The 14,103-nt window shown below is 73.1% G+C and carries 14 protein-coding genes; 2 read left to right on the forward strand and 12 right to left on the reverse strand.

What is annotated here, in order from left to right:
* Positions 1-83: 83 nt before the first annotated feature.
* On the forward strand, positions 84-536 hold the full coding sequence (ccmE, locus tag ACQ5SO_RS15525) for a cytochrome c maturation protein CcmE (RefSeq protein ID WP_430942534.1): 453 nt from the start codon (positions 84-86) through the stop codon (positions 534-536).
* Between the two features lie 160 nt (positions 537-696).
* Here ccmE and ACQ5SO_RS15530 read toward each other — a convergent pair whose 3' ends face one another.
* The 12 genes from ACQ5SO_RS15530 to ACQ5SO_RS15585 form a co-directional block, all read right to left on the reverse strand.
* Positions 697-1,839, reverse strand: coding sequence for a nucleotidyltransferase family protein (locus tag ACQ5SO_RS15530; RefSeq protein WP_430942535.1), 1,143 nt, complete (start codon positions 1,837-1,839; stop codon positions 697-699).
* Positions 1,840-1,953: 114 nt separating this feature from the next.
* Entirely contained in the window at positions 1,954-2,739 is a 786-nt protein-coding gene (locus ACQ5SO_RS15535) for a crotonase/enoyl-CoA hydratase family protein (RefSeq protein ID WP_430942536.1), read from the reverse strand.
* A complete protein-coding gene (locus tag ACQ5SO_RS15540) occupies positions 2,739-3,593 on the reverse strand; it encodes a hydroxymethylglutaryl-CoA lyase (RefSeq protein ID WP_430942537.1) in 855 nt (284 codons plus the stop codon). Before ACQ5SO_RS15540 ends, ACQ5SO_RS15535 begins: the two co-directional genes overlap by 1 nt.
* Complete coding sequence (locus ACQ5SO_RS15545; RefSeq protein WP_430942538.1) at positions 3,586-5,559, reverse strand: acetyl/propionyl/methylcrotonyl-CoA carboxylase subunit alpha; 1,974 nt, start codon at positions 5,557-5,559, stop codon at positions 3,586-3,588. Before ACQ5SO_RS15545 ends, ACQ5SO_RS15540 begins: the two co-directional genes overlap by 8 nt.
* 5 nt (positions 5,560-5,564) lie before the next feature.
* Entirely contained in the window at positions 5,565-6,557 is a 993-nt protein-coding gene (locus tag ACQ5SO_RS15550; protein ID WP_430942539.1) for a nitronate monooxygenase, read from the reverse strand.
* A 5-nt stretch (positions 6,558-6,562) separates the two neighbouring features.
* Positions 6,563-8,173: a carboxyl transferase domain-containing protein gene (locus ACQ5SO_RS15555; protein ID WP_430942540.1), complete on the reverse strand. Its 1,611-nt coding sequence runs from the start codon at positions 8,171-8,173 to the stop codon at positions 6,563-6,565.
* Positions 8,170-8,685, reverse strand: coding sequence for a lysozyme inhibitor LprI family protein (locus tag ACQ5SO_RS15560; RefSeq protein WP_430942541.1), 516 nt, complete (start codon positions 8,683-8,685; stop codon positions 8,170-8,172). The genes ACQ5SO_RS15555 and ACQ5SO_RS15560 overlap by 4 nt, the downstream gene beginning before the upstream one ends.
* Positions 8,682-9,845: an isovaleryl-CoA dehydrogenase gene (locus tag ACQ5SO_RS15565; RefSeq protein ID WP_430942542.1), complete on the reverse strand. Its 1,164-nt coding sequence runs from the start codon at positions 9,843-9,845 to the stop codon at positions 8,682-8,684. Before ACQ5SO_RS15565 ends, ACQ5SO_RS15560 begins: the two co-directional genes overlap by 4 nt.
* A 4-nt stretch (positions 9,846-9,849) precedes the next feature.
* Positions 9,850-10,464 carry a TetR/AcrR family transcriptional regulator gene (locus ACQ5SO_RS15570; RefSeq protein WP_430942543.1) on the reverse strand — a complete coding sequence of 205 codons (615 nt, stop codon included), beginning with the start codon at positions 10,462-10,464 and terminating at the stop codon, positions 9,850-9,852.
* 104 nt (positions 10,465-10,568) lie between these two features.
* A complete protein-coding gene (locus ACQ5SO_RS15575; RefSeq protein ID WP_430942544.1) occupies positions 10,569-11,654 on the reverse strand; it encodes a glycosyltransferase family 2 protein in 1,086 nt (361 codons plus the stop codon).
* Positions 11,647-12,663: a glycosyltransferase family 2 protein gene (locus ACQ5SO_RS15580; protein WP_430942545.1), complete on the reverse strand. Its 1,017-nt coding sequence runs from the start codon at positions 12,661-12,663 to the stop codon at positions 11,647-11,649. The genes ACQ5SO_RS15575 and ACQ5SO_RS15580 overlap by 8 nt, the downstream gene beginning before the upstream one ends.
* A 5-nt stretch (positions 12,664-12,668) precedes the next feature.
* A complete protein-coding gene (locus ACQ5SO_RS15585; protein WP_430942546.1) occupies positions 12,669-13,223 on the reverse strand; it encodes a hypothetical protein in 555 nt (184 codons plus the stop codon).
* A gap of 181 nt (positions 13,224-13,404) precedes the next feature.
* On the opposite strand from ACQ5SO_RS15585, the gene ACQ5SO_RS15590 reads away from it, so the two are divergent.
* On the forward strand, positions 13,405-14,094 hold the full coding sequence (locus tag ACQ5SO_RS15590; protein ID WP_430942547.1) for a sulfotransferase family 2 domain-containing protein: 690 nt from the start codon (positions 13,405-13,407) through the stop codon (positions 14,092-14,094).
* Positions 14,095-14,103: the final 9 nt, after the last annotated feature.

Genomic DNA, 14,103 nt, shown 5'->3' on the forward strand with positions numbered 1-14,103 from the left:
CCCCCTTGCGCCGCCCGCCGCTTGCGCGCATCTAGGGGCGGACCGCACGGCCCGGGCCGGACTGAGCTGAGGAGCACGCACCCATGGCGATGACGCGCAAGAAACGGCGGATCATGCTGATCGGCATCGGCGCAGGCTTCCTGGCCGCGGCCTCGGTGCTGGTGGGGATCGGGTTCTCGGACGCGATCGAGCTGTTCCGCTCGCCCACCCAGATCGCCGAGGAACCGCCCCGGCCCGGGGATCCGATCCAGGTCGGCGGGCTGGTGAAGGAAGGCAGCCTGGTGCGCGGCGACGGCGCCGAGATCCGCTTCGTGGTCACCGACGGCAATGCCGACCAGCTGGTGGTCTACAAGGGCGTCCTGCCGGACCTGTTCCGCGAGGGCCAGGGCACCATCGCCAAGGGCACGCTGAACCCCGAGGGCGTGTTCGTCGCCCGCGAGGTGCTGGCCAAGCACGATGAGAAATACATGCCGCGCGAGGTGGTCGACGCCCTGAAGGAACAGGGTGTGTACAAGGAGCCCGAGAGCGGGTCCTGACCCCGGCGCCGCCGGGACGCGAAACGCCCCGCGGGTCCCCCCCCCGCGGGGCGTTTCGCATCCGGGGCCCCTCGCCGCCCGCGCCCCGCCGGCCGCGCCGCGCGGGCGCCGCGCCCGCCGCAGGCGCACTGCCCGACGCGCGGCCCAACGCGCGGCCCCCTCAACCGTTCCCCGGGTCCGCCGTCCCCAGCCCGAGCCGCGCCAGGAACCGCCGCCGCCGCCCCGGCAGGGTCAGCCCCACCAGCACGTGCCGCAGCAGCCCCGGGTCGCGCAGCGGTTCGAGCCGCGCCGCCCAGGCGTCGCCCTCCGCCGCCCGCGCCTTGGCGCCCGGATCGCAGAGCGAGGCCCAGGCCCGCTCCACCCAGGCCCCGTGCTTCGTCCGCCAGCCGGGCGGGCAGACGTCGCGGCCCCAGGCCCGCTCCTGCAACACCAGGAACGCCTCGGCCGCGGCGCGCGACCGGGCGCCGTCCCAGCCCGCCAGCGCGGCGAGGGCCTCGGCGTCCAGCGCCTCCTCCGCCGCCGCCAGCATCCGCCAGTCGTGGCAATCCTTCAGCCGCGCCGTGCCGCGCGCCCAGCCGCGATCCCCCAGCTGGGCGTGCCGGACCAGGTGCGCCGCGCGGTCCAGCGGCGCCGGGCGCAGCAGGCCGGGATGGTGCGGGCACGGCGCCGCGCGCGACAGGATGGCATCCGCCGACAGCGGCCCGCCGCGGGCCCAGTCGAGCCGCTGGTGCAGCTCCACCGTCGCCGGGCCGCCCGGGGGCGGGAACAGCGCCGGGTAATGATAGTCGGTGCGCGCCGAGAACGCCGCGTGATCGCCGGTCCACCCCGCATCGCGCAGCGCCTCGACCGCCCCGGCCATGTCTTCGGGGCGGACCAGCAGGTCGAGATCGACCATGTCGCGCAGGTTCGGCGGCGGGTCCGAGAGGGTCAGCACCGCGGCCCCCTTCAGCGCCGCGGCCTCGATCCCCGCCGCCGCCAGCACGGCGCCCAGCCCGCGCAGGGCGCCCGAGAGCCGCGCCGCGCGGGCCTGCGCGGCGAAGGCGGACTGGAACAGGTCGGCGCGGGCGTCGGGGGGCAGGTCGGGCGACAGGCCCAGCGCCGCGGCGGCGGGCATGGAGACGCCCTCGGCCCGCGCGGCCTCCAGCAGGGCCGCCGGGGACATGGCCGAGAGGTCCGGCGCCGCCCCCGCCGTCCAACCATCCGGGGCGCCATAGAAGCCCCCCTGCCCGGCGCCGAGGCGCAGCAGCGCGATCAGCGCGCCCCGCAGCGCGGCGGCGGAGGGATCGGGCGAGGCGGCGGTCATGGAAAATCCTTCGGGGGCGGCAGGCCCGGCCCCGATCATCATGCCCCGCGCGGCCCCGTCAACACGGGGCCCGCGCGGCGCAAGGGCGCGGCGTGCCGGGGGGACTCGCGCGGCTCAGACCGTCCAGTCGGGTTTGCGCTTGTCGAAGAAGGCGGCGATGCCCTCCTGCGCGTCCCGCGTCTCCCAGGTATTGGCGAGGCGGCGGACGGTGTCGGCGATCAGGTCCTCGTCGATCCGCGGCCCCTGGGAGCGGGCCAGCGCCTTCGACGCCGCCACCGCCTGGGGCGAGACGCCGAGGTAAGGGGCGACCTCCGCCTCCACCGCCGCGTCCAGCGCGTCGGCCTCCACCGCCTGCGCCAGCAGCCCCAGCGTCACCGCTTCCTCGGCCCCGAAGAGGCGCGCGGACATGAACACCCGCCGCGCCATCGCCTCGCCCATCCGCGCGAGCACGTAGGGCGAGATGGTCGCCGGGATCAGCCCCAGCCGGGTCTCGGTGAAGCCGAACTTCGCCCCCGTGACCCCGATCGCCACGTCGCAGACCGAGATCAGCCCCATGCCCCCGCCGAAGGCCTGGCCGTTGATCCGCCCGATCAGCGGTTTCGGCAGGGTGTTGAGCGCCTGCAGCGCCTTCGCCAGCCCCCCCGCCTCGCGCATCCGGGTCTCGCGGTCCGCCGCCATCTGCGCCTGCATCCAGCGCAGGTCGCCCCCGGCCGAAAAGCTGCGCCCGGCGCCGGTCAGCACCACCACGCGCACCTTGTCATCCGCGCCGAGATCGGCGGCGGCCTGCTGAAGGTCGGTGATCAGCGCCTTCGACATCGCGTTATGCGCCTCGGGGCGGTTCATGGTCAGGGTGGCGACGCCGCGCGCATCCACCTCCAGAAGCAGGGTCTCGTAAGCCATCAGTCGCCCTCCCTGAGCGTTTTCGCGAAAGCAGCCGCCTCGGCCAGCAGCTCCATGTCGAGCCCGGTGGAGAGGCCATGCGCCGCCATCAGCCGCGCCACCGCCTCGGTCGCCACGTTCCCCTTGGCGCCGGGCGCGTAGGGACAGCCCCCGAGGCCCCCGACCGAGGCGTCGAACACCCGCAGGCCCCGGTCGAGCGAGGCCGCGATGTTCTCCAGCGCCCTTCCGCCGGTGTCGTGGAAATGCCCGGCCAGCATCGACGCGGGCACGGCGGCGGTGACGGCGGCGAGCATCGCGTCCACGCTCTCGGGCGTCCCGGCGCCGATGGTGTCGCCGAGGCTGATCTCATAGCAGCCCTCGGCGGCCAGGATCTCGGCCACCGCCGCCACCGCCGCCGGGGCCACCTTGCCGTCATAGGGGCAATCGGTGACGCAGGAGACGTAGCCGCGCACCGGGATCCCGTCGGCCTTGGCCGCGGCGATGATCGGCTTGAAGCGCTCGATGCTCTCGGCCACCGAGGCGTTGATGTTCTTGTGGGAAAACCCTTCCGAGGCGCTGGCGAACACGGCCACCTCGTCCGCGCGCGCGGCCTTCGCGGCCTCGTAGCCCTTCATGTTGGGCGCCAGCGCGGTGTAGCGCACGCCGGGGCGGCGGGCGATGCCGGCCATCACCTCGGCCCCGTCGGCCATCTGCGGCACCCAGCGGGGCGAGACGAAGCTGGCCGTCTCGATCTTCTGGAACCCGCAGGCGCTGAGCATGTCCACGAGGCGGATCTTGTCCGCCGCCGGGATCATGCGCTTTTCGTTCTGAAGCCCGTCGCGCGGGCCCATCTCGAAGATCAGGACGTCAGGCATCGGCGGTCTCCTCTTCCTCGAGCCGCAGAAGGATGGCGCCGTCCTCGACCTGGGCGCCCTCGGCGCAGAGGAGTTCAGCGACCACCCCGGCGCGCGGGGCGGTCAGGCGGTGCTCCATCTTCATCGCCTCCATGACGATCAGCGCGGCGCCTTCCTCCACCCGGTCCCCGGCGGCGACCGAGACGAGCTTCACGAGGCCCGGCATCGGGGCGGTCACCACGTCGGCGGCCTCGGCCGCGTCGGCGGCGGCCTCGGGGTCGGGGATGTGGAAGGCCGCGGCCCGGCCCCCGGCGATCACGGTGACCGAGGCGCCCACCCTGGCGAAGGAGACGGGGCGGCGCGGGCCGTCATCGGCGGCGTAGCGGCCGCCCACGAGGGTCAGCGCGTAGGTCCCTTCCCCGTCGGTCACGCTGAAGCGGCCATGGCCGTGGATGGCGAGCGACAGGGGGTGGTCCTCCTCGCCCGCCTTCAGGGTCACGTCCCGCACCTCCGGGCCCCAGAGGCGGAAGCCGTCATTCGCGCCGATCAGCCCCGCGCGCGGCGCATCGAGCCCAAGCAGCGAGAGGGCGGCCAGCGCCGGGGCCTCGCGCATCGGCGGCAGCGGCGCGGTCAGCGCGTCGAGCTCGCGGTCGATCAGGCCGGTGTCCATCTCTCCCGCCGCGAAGACGGGATGGCGGACGAGGCGCTGCAGGAAGGCGGCGTTGGTGGTGCAGCCCGCGATCTCCGAGGCGGCGAGCGCGTCATGCAGCTTGCCCAGCGCCTCGGCCCGGGTGGCGCCGTGGGTGATGACCTTGGCGATCATCGGGTCGTAATGGGGGGTGACCACGTCCCCCTCGCGCACGCCGCTGTCGATGCGGGCGCGGGCGTCCGGCAGGCGCAGGCGGTGCAGGCGCCCGGTCTGGGGCAGGAAGCCCTTGGCCGGGTCCTCGGCATAAAGGCGCGCCTCGACCGAATGGCCGGTGATCGACAGGTCATCTTGCGTGACCGGCAGCGGCGCCCCCGCGGCGACGCGCAGCTGCAGGTCCACGAGGTCGAGCCCGGTGATCGCCTCGGTCACCGGGTGCTCCACCTGCAGGCGCGTGTTCATTTCCATGAACCAGAACCGGTCGGGGCGCAGCCCGTCCGAGCCGTCGACGATGAACTCCACCGTCCCGGCGCCCGAATACCCGATGGCCCTGGCGGCGCGCACGGCGGCGGCGCCCATCGCCTCGCGCATCTCCGCGGTCATGCCGGGGGCGGGGGCTTCCTCGATCACCTTCTGGTGGCGGCGCTGAAGCGAGCAATCCCGCTCGAACAGGTGCACCGCGTTCCCGTGACCGTCGCCGAAGACCTGGATTTCAATGTGGCGGGGCGAGGTGATGTATTTCTCGATCAGCACGCGGCCGTCGCCGAAACTCGCCTGGCCCTCGCGCTGCGCGCCCGCGAGCGCCTCGGCGAAGTCCTTCGGATCGTCGACGCGGCGCATGCCCTTGCCGCCGCCGCCGGCGCGGGCCTTGATGAGGACCGGGTAGCCGATGGCGTCGGCCTCCCCGGCCAGGAAATGCGGGTCCTGTTCCTCGCCGTGATAGCCGGGGACGACGGGGACCCCGGCCTCCTCCATCAGCGCCTTGGCGGCGTCCTTGAGGCCCATGGCCCGGATGGCCGAGGCGGAGGGGCCGATGAACACGAGGCCCGCAGCCTCGACCGCCTCCACGAAATCCGGGTTCTCGGACAGGAAGCCATAGCCGGGATGGATCGCCTCGGCGCCGGTCGCCCTGGCGGCGGCGATGATGCGGTCGGCCTTCAGGTAGCTCTCGGCCACCGCGGCGGGGCCGATGGGGACCGCCTCGTCACAGGCGGCGACGTGGACCGCGGCGGCGTCGGCCTCGGAGTAGACCGCCACGGTGCGCACGCCCATGGCGCGGGCGCTGCGGGCCACGCGGGCGGCGATCTCGCCGCGATTGGCGATGAGGATCTTCGTGAACATCTGGATCACCTCCCTGCCCCGGCTGCGTCCGCAGCGCGGGAGAGCGCCGCGCGGGCGCCGGTCGTCATGTCTTCGATGATGTCGGCGGCGGGGCGGACCCGGTGGATCAGGCCCACGGCCTCGCCGACGATGGGGTTGGCGATGGCGGCGTCCCCGGCGGCGAAGGCGGCCTGCCAGAGCGGGGCCTCGCGCGGGAGGGCCTTTTCCAGCCCCTCGGGGTCGTCGTGCCAGCGGTCGGTGAAGGTCGAGCGCATGACCCGGATCGTGTAGCCCCCCGGCCAGCGCAGGCCGCGGGCGCGGTCGACGGCGCGGGTGCGCAGGGTTGCGTCGCCGTCCGCGTCGAGGGCGGCGTCGTGGAAGCCTTGCGGCACCAGCGCCTCCGCCGCCGCCCAGAAGCGCGAGCCGACCAGCGCCCCGTCCGCCCCGAGGCAGAGCGCGGCGGCGAGGCCGCGCCCGTCGGCGATGCCCCCCGCGGCCAACAGCACCGTGTCGGGCGCGCGCGCGGCCAGCAGGTCGGCGATCTCGGGGACCAGGGTCATGCCGCCGCGGATCGCGCCATGCCCGCCTGCCTCGGCGCCCTGGGCGACGATCACCTCGGCGCCGTCATCGACGGCGGCGCGGGCCTGTTCCATGTCCTGCACCTGGGCGATCAGCGGGACGCCGGCGGCGGCGATCCTCGGCGCGAAGGGGCGCAGGTCGCCGAAGGACAGGAAGACGGCTCGCGGCCGGTGGGCGAGGGCCATGTCCAAGAGCGCGGGCTTCTTCTGCAGCGACCAGGTGATGAACCCGACGCCGACGCCGGGCCCCTCGGGGGCGGCCTTCGCGGCCTCCTCCAGCTCCCATTCCAGCCAGTCGGCGTCGCCATAGCCGCCGCCGACGAAGCCCAGCCCGCCCGCGGCGCTGACCGCGGCGGCGAGCCGCCCGCCCGCCGCCCCGGCCATGGGGGCCGAGGCGATGGGGGTCTTCAGGTCGAACATGTCGGTGAAGCGGGTGCGCATGGCCGTCACATCCGGAACAGGCCGAAGCGCGGCGCATCGGCGATGGGGGCGCAGAGCGCGGCCGAGAGCGACAGCGCCAGCGTGCGGCGCGTGGCGCGCGGGTCCACCACCCCGTCATCCCAAAGCCGCGCGGAGGCGTAGAGCGGGTGGCCCTGCGCCTCGAACTGCGCGGTGATGGGGGCCTTGAAGGCGGCCTCGTCCTCGGCCGACCAGGTCCCGCCCTTCCGCTCGATCCCGTCGCGGCGCACGGTGGCGAGGACGCCTGCCGCCTGCTCTCCGCCCATCACCGAGATGCGGCTGGTCGGCCAGGTCCACAGGAAGCGCGGCGAGTAGGCCCGCCCGCACATCCCGTAATTCCCCGCGCCGAAGGACCCGCCCACCAGCATGGTCACCTTCGGGACCTGCGTGGTGGCGACGGCGGTGACCATCTTGGCGCCGTGGCGGGCGATGCCCTCGTTCTCGGTCTTCTTGCCGACCATGAAGCCGGTGATGTTCTGCAGGAACACCAGCGGGATGCGCCGCTGGGAGCAGAGTTCCACGAAATGCGCGCCTTTCTGCGCGGATTCCGAGAACAGGATGCCGTTATTGGCGACGATGCCGACGGGGATCCCCTCGATATGCGCGAAGCCGCAGACAAGGGTCTGGCCGAAGCGCGACTTGAACTCATCGAAGCGGGAGCCGTCGACGATCCGCGCGATCAGCTCCTTGATATCGTAAGGTTTCTTCAGGTCCGCGGGACAGACGCCGAGGATCTCTTCCGGGTCGTAGAGAGGCTCTTCCGGCGTGCGCAGCTCCACCTGCAGCGCCTTGGGGCGGTTCAGCCCCCCGACGATGTCGCGCAGCAGGGACAGCGCGTGCGCGTCATCCTCGGCCAGGTGGTCCGCGACGCCCGAGAGGCGGGTATGGACGTCGCCGCCGCCAAGCTCCTCGGCGGTCACGATCTCGCCCGTCGCGGCCTTCACCAGCGGAGGACCGGCGAGGAAGATGGTCCCCTGTTCCTTCACGATGATGGTCTGGTCGGACATGGCGGGCACATAGGCGCCGCCCGCGGTGCAGCTTCCCATCACGCAGGCGAGCTGCGGGATGCCCTTGGCGGACATGTTGGCCTGGTTGAAGAAGATTCGCCCGAAATGGTCGCGGTCGGGGAAGACCTCGTCCTGGTTCGGCAGGTTGGCGCCGCCCGAGTCCACGAGGTAGATGCAAGGCAGGTTGTTCTGTTCGGCGATCTCCTGCGCGCGCAGGTGCTTCTTGACCGAGACGGGATAGTAGGTGCCGCCCTTCACGGTGGCGTCGTTGCAGACCACCATGACCTCGCGGCCCCGCACCTGCCCGACGCCCGCGATGACGCCCGCGCTGGGGGCGGCGCCGTCATACATCCCGTGCGCGGCGGTCAGGCCCACTTCCAGGAAGGGCGAGCCGGGGTCCAGCAGCTGCGCCACGCGCTGGCGCGGGGGCAGCTTGCCGCGGGCCACGTGGCGGGCGAGCGCGGTTTCCCCGCCGCCTTGCATGGCGGCCTCGGCGGCCTCGCGGATCACCTCGATGGCCTGCAGATGGGCCTCGCGGTTGGCCTTCGCCTCTTCCGAGGCGGGCGAGAAGGTTGATTTCAGAACGGTCATCTCTCGTCCCCCTGCCGCAGCTCGCTGCGGAAATCGATCACCCGGTCGGCGGTGCGCCCGGCCATGCAGTCGGCGCCCGCGATCTGGCGCATCGACCCGAGGCCCCAGATCGCGTGCTGCCAGGCGCATTCGGCGTCGCGGAACGCGATCCAGGCGCGCTGCGCGCGCAGGAGCGTCTCGGCCCGCGCCCCGCCATCATCGGCATCCGCGGCCGCCATGCTTGCGCGCAGCCGCTTCCAGACTTCGTTGAGCAGCACGTCCCAGGCCCGCTGTTCGGTCAGCAGGCACAGGGTCATGCCGATGGTGGTGTCGCGCGTCCCCTCGGGGGCGCGGTGGCCGCATTCCTCGAACACCAGCCCCTTGCAGGCGGCGTCTTCGTCCGGCGTCGCGGCGCCCGAGAGGCAGCCGCGCAGCAGCTCCATGTAAGGCCCCGGATCCGTCTCGGGCGCGGGCTGCGCCGCCGCCCCGCCGGGCGCTGCCAGGGCGGCGGCCAGCAAGGCGGCGCGGATCACGCCGTGGCCTTCATCAGCTCGCGCCCGCAGAGCATCCGGCGGATCTCCGAGGTCCCCGCGCCGATCTCCATCAGCTTGGCGTCGCGCATCATCCGGGAGACGGGGCTGTCATTGAGGAAGCCCGCCCCGCCGAAGGCCTGCACCGCCTGAACCCCCTGCTCCATCGCCTTTTCCGAGCAATAGAGCACGCAGGCGGCGGCGTCCTGGCGGGTCACCTCGCCCCGGTCGCAGGCGGCGGCGACGGCATAGAGGTAGGCGCGCGCGGTGTTCATGGCGGTGTACATGTCGGCGATCTTGGCCTGCATCAGCTGGAACTCGCCGATCGGTTTGCCGAACTGTTTGCGCTCGTGCATGTAGGGCATCATCTCGTCGAGCATGGCGTGCATCAGGCCGACGCCGATGCCGGAGAGGACCACGCGCTCGTAATCCAGCCCCGACATCAGCACGTTCACGCCGCGCCCCTCGCCGCCGAGGACGTTCTCGAACGGGATCTCCACGTTCTCGAAGATCAGCTCGAAGGTGTTGGACCCGCGCATCCCCATCTTGTCGAAATGGGGCGAGGCGGAGAAGCCGGCCATGTCCTTTTCGACGATGAAGGCGGTCATCCCGCGGGCGCCCGCCTCGGGGTCGGTCTTGGCATAGACCACCAGCGTGTCGGCGTCGCCGCCATTGGTGATCCAGTACTTGGTCCCGTTGAGCACGTAGCGGTCGTTGCGCTTCTCGGCCCGCAGCTTCATCGACACGACGTCCGAGCCCGCGCCCGCCTCGGACATCGCGAGGGCGCCCACGTGGTCGCCCGAGATCAGCCCCGGCAGGTACTTCGCCTTCTGCTCTTCCGTGCCGTTGAGCTTGATCTGGTTGACGCACAGGTTCGAATGCGCGCCGTAGGAGAGGGAGACGGAGGCCGACGCGCGCGCGATCTCCTCGACCGCCACGCAATGCGCCAGGTACCCCATGCCGAGGCCGCCATGCTCCTCGGGCACCGTGATCCCGAGCAGGCCGAGATCGCCCATCTCCTTCCACAGGTGCGCGGGGAAGTCGTTGGTCCGGTCGATCTCGGCCGCCAGCGGCTTGACGCGCTCCTGCGCCCAGCGATGGGTCTGCTCGCGCAGCGCCTCGATATCGTCGCCGAGGGCGAAGTTCATGGATGCGTGGAACATGCGGTCATCCTCCCTGGATGGGCGCGCGGGGTTGGGCCCCGACGGCGCGCAAGGTCATGTCGATATAGATCTGTTCGATGTCTTCGGCCGAGAGGCGCCCGCCCTCGCGGAACCAGTTGGTCACGCCGGTCATCATGGCGATGACGGCGCGCCCGGCCACGCTTGCGTCGGCGATGTCGAAGGCGCCGGTCTCGGCCCCGCGGGTCAGGATCGCGCGCAGGCGGGATTCGTACTGCGCGCGCAGGGCCTGGACGGCGGCGTAGTTCTCGGGCTCGAGATTGCGCAGCTCCATGTAGGAGATGAACACCGCGTCCTCGCGCCCCATGTGGAAGCGGATGTGGAACCGGGTGAAGGCGGCGAGCGCCTCGGCCGGGTCGTCCCGGGGGGGCAGCTCGGCCTGGGCGGCCAGCAGGTCCTCCATGTGCGCGGTCATCAGGTCGCGCAGCAGGTCCTGCTTGGAGCCCATGTGGTTGTAGAGCGCGCCGGGCTGGACCCCGACCTCGGCGGCGATCATGCGCATGGAGACCGCGGCGTAGCCATGCCGCGCGAACAGCGCGAGCGCCGCGCGGCGCAGCGTCTCGGCGGTCTGGGCGCCGTTGCTGCCGGTTCTCCTGGCCATGATCTCTCCTCCCGCCGCGGACGTTAAAACGAACATTCGTTCATTTCAAGCGGCGCGTGTGCGCCGAGGAGGATTTTCGCGAGCGGCGGTTCGGGGCGAAACCCTCAGCGCGGCAGCATCGCCTGCATGTACATGGCGGCGAAGGCGGTGCGGTCCCCGGCGAGGACGGCCGAGACCAGCGCGGCGCCGCGCGGCGGCAGGCCCGCGCGCAGCAGCGCGTCGTCGAGCGCGGCGGCGTCGTGGCGGAGCAGGCAGGGGCGCGCGGCCTCCCAGAAGGCGAAGAGGCCGCCGGGATCGATCCGCTCCAACGCCCACCACAGGTGGCGCACCAGCCATTCCGCGAATTCCGGCGCATGGAGGGCGGACATCCCGCGGCGGTCGAGCGAGGCCGCGATGCGGTCGTGATGCCCGAAAATGGCGAGGAACTTGCGCCCGCGTCCGCCGATGGTCTGCGCGGCCGAGCCGACGCGGTGCATGTGCAGGGGCCGGTTCAGCAGCGCGATCTTCTCCGCCCCCAGCACCGCGTCCCAGTGGTGGACGTTATCCTCGAAGTAGAAGTCCCCGACCGGGAAGCGCAGGTCGATCCGGTCGATGAAGGCGCGGGCGTAGACCTTGCGCCAGGGCATCGGCGCGCAGCGCAGCAGGACGCGGCGCAGGGCCTCGATATCCGGCGCCTTCTCCAGCTCCGGCCACAGCGCGGCGTCGGGATAGGGCGCGAGCCGACCCTCGGGCGCGATGAAATCCACGCAGTCGGTGAACACCATGTCGGCGCCCGTCGCCGCCAGCCGCGCCAGCGCCAGGTGCAGCGCGTCGGGGTCCAGCCAGTCGTCGCCGTCGAGGAAGGCGACCGCGCGCCCCGTCGCCTCGTCGAGGCCGAGATTCGCCGCCGCCCCGACGCCGCCGGGGGTGTTCCCGGCCAGCCGCAGCAGCTTCCAGCGCGCCCGGTCGCGGTTGCGCGCGACGACGAGGTCCACCACCGCCGCCGTCTCGTCCGAGGAGCCGTCGTCGACCACGATGATCTCGGGCCCGTCCAGCCCCGCGTCCAGCGCCGATTGCAGCGCGCCGGCGATGTAGGGGCCGACATTCCAGCAGGTGACGATCAGCGACAGGGCGGGCCCGGCCGCCTGCGTCGCGGCGGCGGCGGGTTCGGGGGCGGGCCCGGCGGAGGGCATCGGGGCGCCGTCAGGCATCGGCCGCCTCCCCTGCCCCGAGGATCTCGAGATGCGCCTCCCGATCCTCCCATTCGGCGCCGCTGACCTCGGCCAGCGCGACGAGCCTGCCGCCCAGCGCGGCGGCGGCGCGGGCGGCCTCGGCGGCATGCGGCCCGCCCTTCAGAAGCCCCCGGACCCAGCGCACGAGGTCCACGGAAAAGTCGATGAAGGCCCCCGCGGCCCCCGGCGCCCCGGCCAGCGACGGCTCCTGCTCCAGCACCATGTCCAGCGCGCGGAACGCGTCCAGCCGCCGCGCATCCGCCGCATCCGTCGCCCGCCCCCCGCGCTCGAGCTGGAAGTGGTGCAGCAAGGGGGGCGCGTGGTCGAGCACGAGGAACGCCTCGGCCCGCAACCAGGCGGCCCAGTGGAAGGGCAGGTCCTCGTGCAGGCGCAGCTCGGGGAAGCGCACGTCCCGGCCGCGCAGGAACTCGGTGCGGAACAGGCGGGTCCAGGGGAAGGCGATCATCCCCGCGAGGCTCGGCGCCTCCTCGAGCCGCACGAGACCGGCGAGGTCCCCGCGCGCGCGCCGCGCCGCGTCCCAGGCCGCCTCGTCCCGCGCGGTCATCCGGCCGGGGAACAGCCGCCCCTCGCGCGTGCAGAAATGGTGCCGGAACAGGGTGAAATCGGCCGGCGCGCGGGGCGGCGCATCGGCCAGCCAGGCGAACAGGTCCCGGTGCGGCAGGTCGTCGGCGTCGATGAACAGGAGCGCCTCCGCCTCCGCCGCATCGATGGCGCGGTTGCGGCTGGGGCCGGGCCCGAGATTGGCCGCGTTGCGCAGGAGCCTCAGCGCGCCGCCGGGGGGCGGGGGCCGGGTCGCCAGCGCCTCCTGCGTGTCGTCTTCCGAGGCGTCGTCGACCACGATCACCTCGAGCCGCGCGCCGGTCGCGTCGAGCCGGTCCAGCAGCCGCTCGAGCCCCGGCCGGTCGTTCCAGGCGGGAATCGCCACCGCGACCGGGTCGGGCGCCAAGTGCAGCGCGGGCGCGTCCATGCCGGTCACTCCGCGAGGAACGGGTCGATGCGCGCCAGGCGCAGCCCCGCCGCGCGCTGGCGCAGGAACAGGATCAGGGTGGCCGAGGCGGCGTCATCGCGCCCCGCCATGCGGTCGAGCGAAAGGATGACGGTCTGCTCCGCCTCCGCCGGGGTCAGGGCGAAATCGCGGCCGGCGTCATGGTCGCTCCAGCCCTGCTCGGCATGGAGGCGCAGCACGGGATGCAGCGCCGCCACCCCGGCCTGCGCGGCGCCGGCGAGGCGCAGCCCGAGGAACCGGGCCCGCCGCAGCGCCTCCACGGGCAGCGACAGCTCCAGGCTGAACCAGGGCGAGGCGCCGCGGTCGTCGAGGGTCAGCCCGAACCCGTCCGCGCCCAGCCCCTCGGCCCGCGCGACGACGCCCGACTTCCCGGCATATTGCACGGCGATTCCCGGCCCCAGCGCCATGCCGGGACGCTTGAGCCTGGTCCGCGGCAGGGCGCGCAGCCCCGCCAGCCCGGCGTCGAGCGCCGCCAGCGGCCGCGCCGCGCGCGCCTGTTCCTCAAGCGCCGTCTGCGTCATGCGCCAATCATTCCCGGCAGATCCTCCGCCCCGGACGCGCCGCACCGGCGGCGCCCTCGGGTCCGACCTTGCCCGCGCCGTCGTTGCGAATGGGTTAACCACGCTTGCGCCCGCGCGCCGCCGCGCGTGGTTAACCGTTCGGCAACCAAGCCGCGCGACACAGGACGCCCGGGAGGCGCCCATGATCATTTCCGAACGCGGTGGATTCATCTTCGTGCACAACCCCAAGGCCGGGGGCATGAGCATGCGCACCGCGCTGAAGCCATGGGACGATTCGGACGGGTTCTTCGACGGCTGGCGGCCCTATCCGGCCGAGGGGCGGCGGCTCGACCGCATGCACCTGACGCTGGCGCAGCTGCGCCGTCACCACCCCGACGCCTTCGCCGCCTTCGACCGGCTCTGGTCCTTCGGCTTCGTGCGCGATCCGTACCAGCGGCTGTGCTCGGCCTTCTCGCAGCACCTGACGCTGAACACGCCGATCCTGCGCGATTCGATCCGCGGCGACCCGGACGTGTTCTACGCCGTGCTCAATCGCTTCGCCCTGCGCGCGATGGGCCCGCACGCGGCGGCGAACGACGTGAAGCTGACCCATTTCACGCCGCAGAGCGCGTTCTTCTTCCTCTCCGGGCGCCAGGTGGTGCAGGAGATCGCGCGCCTCGACGCCCCCGGGACCTGGTCCGCGCGCCTGCGCGACCTGCTCGGCCCGGCGGGACCCGAGCGGCGCAACGAGAACCCGGACAAGGGCGGCGCGGCGTACGACGTCTCGCGCCTGTCGCCCGCGGTGATCGCGCGCGCCAACGCCTTCTACGCCGAGGATTTCGAGCGATTCGGCTTCGCCCGGATCGAGGTGCAGGACGCGGCCGGGGCCTGAGCCGCCGCC

Origin of the sequence: Rhodovulum sp. DZ06, assembly GCF_050586345.1 — a bacterium.
Taxonomy (GTDB): Bacteria; Pseudomonadota; Alphaproteobacteria; order Rhodobacterales; family Rhodobacteraceae; genus JBOCEF01.